Origin of the sequence: Methylobacterium oxalidis, assembly GCF_007992195.1 — a bacterium.
In the GTDB taxonomy this organism is placed as follows: Bacteria; Pseudomonadota; Alphaproteobacteria; order Rhizobiales; family Beijerinckiaceae; genus Methylobacterium; species Methylobacterium oxalidis.
The window spans coordinates 1-4725 of record NZ_BJZU01000022.1 but is presented as its reverse complement, the minus strand read 5'-3'; the positions used below and the strand labels follow the sequence as shown (position 1 = coordinate 4725).

Genomic DNA, 4725 nt, shown 5'->3' with positions numbered 1-4725 from the left:
CGGCGCTACTCCGCCGCCATCGGGGCGGCGCGGTCGGGCAGGTTTGCCAGCGCCTCCGGCCTCGGACCGCCGGTGGCCCAGTCGAGGAGCTCGACCGTGTGCACGATCGGCAGCGCCGTGCCCTTCCCGATCTGCGTCACGCAGCCGATGTTGCCGGTGGCGACGAGGTCGGGCTGCATCCGCTCGATGTTGGCGACCTTGCGGGCGCGCAGGCGCTCGGCGATCTCCGGCTGCAGGATGTTGTAGGTGCCGGCCGAGCCGCAGCAGATGTGGCCCTCCGGCACGTCCTTCACGGTGAAGCCCGCCCGCTTCAGGAGGTTCTTCGGCTCCGTGCGGATGCCCTGGCCGTGCTGCATCGAGCAGGCGGAGTGGTAGGCCACCACGAGGTCGCTCTCGATCACCGGCTCCATCAGGCCGAGACTCGCCACGTACTCCGTCACGTCCTTGGCGAGGGCGGACACGCGCGCCGCCTTCTCGGCGTAGGCCGGGTCGTTGCGGAACATGAAGCCGTAATCCTTGATCGTGGTGCCGCAGCCGGAGGCGGTCACCACGATGGCGTCGAGGCCCTTGCCGTCGATCTCGGCGATCCAGGCGTCGATGGTGCGCTTGGCGAAGGCGTGGGCGGAATCCTCGCGGCCCATGTGGTGGGTGAGCGCCCCGCAGCAGCCCTCCCCCTTCGGCTGCACCACCTCGACGCCATGCCGGTTGAGGAGGCGGATCGCCGCCTCGTTGAAGTCGGGCCGCAGCACGCTCTGGGCGCAGCCCCTGAGCAGCGCCACGCGCCCGCGCGGGGCGTTGCTGTTGGCCGGCGGCGGGAACACGCCGGGCCGGTCGGTCGGGTTGCGGCCGGGCAGCGCCGCCGGCGCGAGGTCGAGCATGGCGGCGAGCCGGTTGCCGACCCGCGGCAGGCGGGCGACGACCGAGCGCAGCGGCTGGCCGATCTTGGCGCCGAGGAGCGCGAGGCGGAAGCGGTTCGGGTAGGGCAACACGAAGGCGAGCAGCGACCGCAGCCAGCGGTCCTCCGGCGGGCGCGCGTAGGTCGTCTCGATATGCGCGCGGGCGTGATCGACGAGGTGCATGTAGTGCACGCCCGAGGGGCAGGTCGTCATGCAGGAGAGGCAGGAGAGGCATCGGTCGACGTGCTTCACCACCTCGGCGGTGGCGGGCTTGGCCCCCTCCAGCATGTCCTTGATCAGGTAGATGCGCCCGCGCGGGGAATCGAGCTCGTCGCCCAGCAGGAGGTAGGTCGGGCAGGTGGCGGTGCAGAAGCCGCAATGGACGCAGGTGCGCAGGATCTTCTCCGAGGCCGCCATGGCGGGATCGGCGAGCTGCGCGAGGCTGAAATTCGTCTGCACGGTCGTTTCCTCGGCGCGGCCGGGCGGGTCTCGTGCGCCGCCGCGGCCGGATCCATCACATTCGAATGAGAATCATTACACCAACGCGGGCGCGCGCGGTGGCGCCCGATGTCGCGTCGGTCAGATCCCGGGATACATCCGGCCCGGATTGAAGATGCCGACCGGGTCGTGGGCCGCCTTGAGGCCCTGGCTGACCCGCATCAGCGGCTCGGCGAGGGGCTCGAAGACCGGCACCGCCGCCCGCACGGCGTCGGGCGCGCGCACCAGGGTGGCGTGGCCGCCATAGGGCCGCAGCGCGGAGCGGATCGCGGCGGCGCCCGCGTCCTCGGCGGCGTCCGTGGCGACGAGGACGAGGCCGCCGCCCCAGTCGTAGAACCAGCGCGCGGCCCGTGCCCGCCCGATCGCGGCGGCGATGGCCGGCCCGTGCGTCGGCGCCGCGGAGAGGCGCCAGACCGCCTCGCCCGTGCCGGCGAAGAAGCCCGCGTCGCGCACGGCGGTCCAGAGCGTGGCGCTCGCCTCGCCCTCCACCAGGGTCGCCGCACCGAAGCGCTTGAGGAGGCGGCGCAGCTCGCCCGCGCGGTAATCGATCGAGGTGGAGAAGCCCTCGATCCGCATCAGCGTGAGGGCCCGCTCGTCCGCGATGCCGGCCGGCAGGTGGGCCGCGCCGGTGAGCTCGAAGGGAGAGCCGAGCGCCGCGCACAGCGCCTCGACGGCGCGGCCGTCGTCGAGCCCCTCGAGGACGAGGGTGGCGACCCGCTCCTGCACGGGCAGCACCTTGAAGGTCACCTCGGTGAGGAGGCCGAGCGTGCCCCAGGAGCCCGCCATCAACTTCACGAGATCGAGGCCGGTGACGTTCTTCATCACCCGGCCGCCCGACTTGATGACCTCCCCGCGCCCGTTGACGAACCGGACGCCGATCAGGCTGTCGCGGGCCGCGCCGGCGTTGATTCGGCGGGGGCCGGAATTGTTGATGGCCGCCACCGCGCCGATGGTCGGCTCGCCGGAGGAGCCGAGCAGGCCGCGGTGATCCATCGGCTCGAAGGGCAGCATCTGGCCGCGCCCGGCCAGCAGCGCCTGCACCTCGGAAAGCGGCGTGCCGGCGCGGGCGCCGACCACCATCTCGGCGGGCTCGTAGAGGGTGATTCCGGAGAGGCCCCGGGCCGAGAGCGTCGCCTCGTCCTGGGCGGGACGGCCCATCGGGGCCTTGGTGTCGCCGCCCACGAGCCGCAGCCGCTCGGCGCGGCTACCGGCTTCCCGCACGATCTCCGCCGCCTCGTCCTCGCCTCGCGGCTCGTATGAACGCATCGCTTCCTGCCCGAACGGGTCCCGCTTCCGGGGTCCCTTTAGGCAGGATCATGGGGGATTGCACCCGCGATTCAAGCGCCACCTACGCGGCGGGCGCGGGATGGCGCCGCCGGAAGCGCTCCTCGACCGCCCCGCGCAGGCCGGCGATGTCGAAGATCCAGACCAGGGCGCCGTAGATCGCGGCGCCGAGCGGCACGCACAGCGCCAGCGCGGTCGCCGGCGGCAGCGCGCGGAAGGGGGCCAGCGCGAGGCCCATGACGAGGCAGGCGGCGGCGGCGGCTGCGATCTCGCGCCAGGGCAGGCGCAGCCGCTCCGGCCCCGCGAGAGCGCGCAGCGCGAGGCCGAGGAAGGCGGCGGCGAGCCCCGCCGTCTGCGCGAGCGCGATGCCTGCCGGCCCCATCAGGGGCGGCAGCACGAGCAGGCCGGCGCCGTTGACGGCGAGGCCGAGCACGGAGGCCGCGATCACCGGCATCGTCCGGCGGCGGATCTGGAAGACCGGGTTGAGGGCGAAGTTCATCATCGCGAGGCAGAACAGGCCGGGCAGCAGCAGGAGCGCGTAGGCCGCGAAGGGCCCGCGATACGCCTCCGGCACGACGAGGGCCTGGAGCGCCGGCAGCACCGCCCAGAACCCCACCGCGCAGGGCAGCAGCAGCGCGACCACCGTGGCGGCGTTGCGCGCCACCTGGCGTTCGGCCTCGGCCGCGCCCGAGAGCTCCTCGGCGCGGACGGCGAGCTGGAACAGCAGCAGGTCGAGGGCGGTGCCGAGGGTGCTGAGGCTGCGCAGGGTCACGTCCGCGGCCAGCGCGAAGTAGCCGGCCTCGGCGAAGCCCGCCTGCGCGGCGAGCGCCGCCCGGTTGAGGAAGGGCATGGCCTGGTAGATCGCGTTCGCGGCGATGAGCGGCAGGCCGTAGACCATGAACAGGCGCCAGGTCTCGCGCAGGCGGACCCGGTGCACGGGCGCGGCGGGGTCGCGCAGCGGGCCCCGCAGCAGGAACACCGAGGCGCACTGGCCGACCGCGAAGGCGACGAGCACGCAGGCCGGCTGCGGCAGGTACCAGGCGGTGGCCACCATCAGGGTGAAGGCGAGCGCGTTCTTCAGGCCCACGAGGCCGAGATAGAGGCCGCCGTCGAAGCGGGCCCGGGCGAGCGCGGCGTGGTAGTCGAACACGCCGATGCCGAGCGCGGCGAAGGCCGTGCCGGCGAGGAGCGCGCCCCGGCTCTCGGGCCCGGCCTCGACGCCGAACCCGGCGCAGAGCATCGCGGCGGCGAGCAGCGCGAGGCCGAGCACCGCGTAGGCCCGGTCGAGCCCGTGGCGGATCCAGGGCTCGCCCGCGCGCACGCGCTGCGAGTAGAAGCGCGTCGCCGAGAGGCGCAGCCACTCGAACAGCAGCGTGTTGAGCACGATGGCGCCGGCCGTCGCCAGGGCGAAGCGCCCGAAATCCGCCGGCCCGAGCAGCTTCGCGATGACGAGGCCGAGGATGAAGTTCAGCCCGGCATTCAGGACGAAGGCGGCGATCACGGCCATCATGGCCCCCCAGGGCGGACATCCCGCGGCGGCGCGAAGGGACGCATCGCCGCTCCATACAGGCGGACGCGTAAGATTCCCCTAATCCGGCACCAAGATGACGGATCCGCACGGGCGGAGCGCCCTCCTGCCCGCTTCGGATGCATCCTGTGGGCCAGTGCGAATGGCCCGGAACTGTCCCGCTAGGGTTGTCGTTGCTTGCGCATCTTCAACTCACGGAGGATTGTCCATGCGCAATCAGCTCTTCGCCGCCGCCACGCTCCTCACCCTGTTCGGCGCGCAGGCCGCCACCGCCGAGACCACCGTCATCCGCCGCGACGCGCCCGACGTGGTGGTCGACCGGCCCGCGACCGAGCGCAAGACGGTCGAGACCCGCGAGCACAGCGACGGCTGCGCCTCGAAGACGGTCTCGAAGACGAACGAGTATGGCGACCGCAAGACGGTGACGAAGGAATCCTGCGACTGAGGCGACCGAGCGCGGGGCCCCGTTCCCGGACGGGAGGGGTGACGACGGGCTCCCATTCCCGTTCGGGAGAGGGC

4 protein-coding genes are annotated in these 4725 nt (G+C 73.1%); 1 reads left to right on the top strand and 3 read right to left on the bottom strand.

All coding sequences use genetic code 11. The annotated features are described in order from the left end of the window. Window positions 1-5 precede the first annotated feature (5 nt). From glcF to MOX02_RS07390, 3 genes are all read right to left on the bottom strand, one after another. A complete protein-coding gene (glcF, locus tag MOX02_RS07400; RefSeq protein WP_147025170.1) occupies window positions 6-1355 on the bottom strand; it encodes a glycolate oxidase subunit GlcF in 1350 nt (449 codons plus the stop codon). A 120-nt stretch (window positions 1356-1475) separates the two neighbouring features. Beyond that, complete coding sequence (locus tag MOX02_RS07395) at window positions 1476-2660, bottom strand: FAD-binding protein (protein ID WP_147025169.1); 1185 nt, start codon at window positions 2658-2660, stop codon at window positions 1476-1478. Window positions 2661-2742: 82 nt separating this feature from the next. After that, a complete protein-coding gene (locus MOX02_RS07390) occupies window positions 2743-4185 on the bottom strand; it encodes a polysaccharide biosynthesis C-terminal domain-containing protein (RefSeq protein WP_147025168.1) in 1443 nt (480 codons plus the stop codon). 229 nt (window positions 4186-4414) lie between these two features. Between MOX02_RS07390 and MOX02_RS07385 the strand changes: the two genes are divergently transcribed. Further along, entirely contained in the window at window positions 4415-4651 is a 237-nt protein-coding gene (locus tag MOX02_RS07385; RefSeq protein WP_147025167.1) for a hypothetical protein, read from the top strand. Window positions 4652-4725: the final 74 nt, after the last annotated feature.

What these genes read in the sequence shown, in the direction of transcription:
- MOX02_RS07395 (WP_147025169.1), bottom strand. Translation starts at nt 2,660, where the DNA reads ATGCGTTCATACGAGCCGCGAGGCGAGGACGAGGCGGCGGAGATCGTG.
- MOX02_RS07385 (WP_147025167.1), top strand. Translation starts at nt 4,415, where the DNA reads ATGCGCAATCAGCTCTTCGCCGCCGCCACGCTCCTCACCCTGTTCGGC.
- MOX02_RS07390 (WP_147025168.1), bottom strand. Translation starts at nt 4,185, where the DNA reads ATGGCCGTGATCGCCGCCTTCGTCCTGAATGCCGGGCTGAACTTCATC.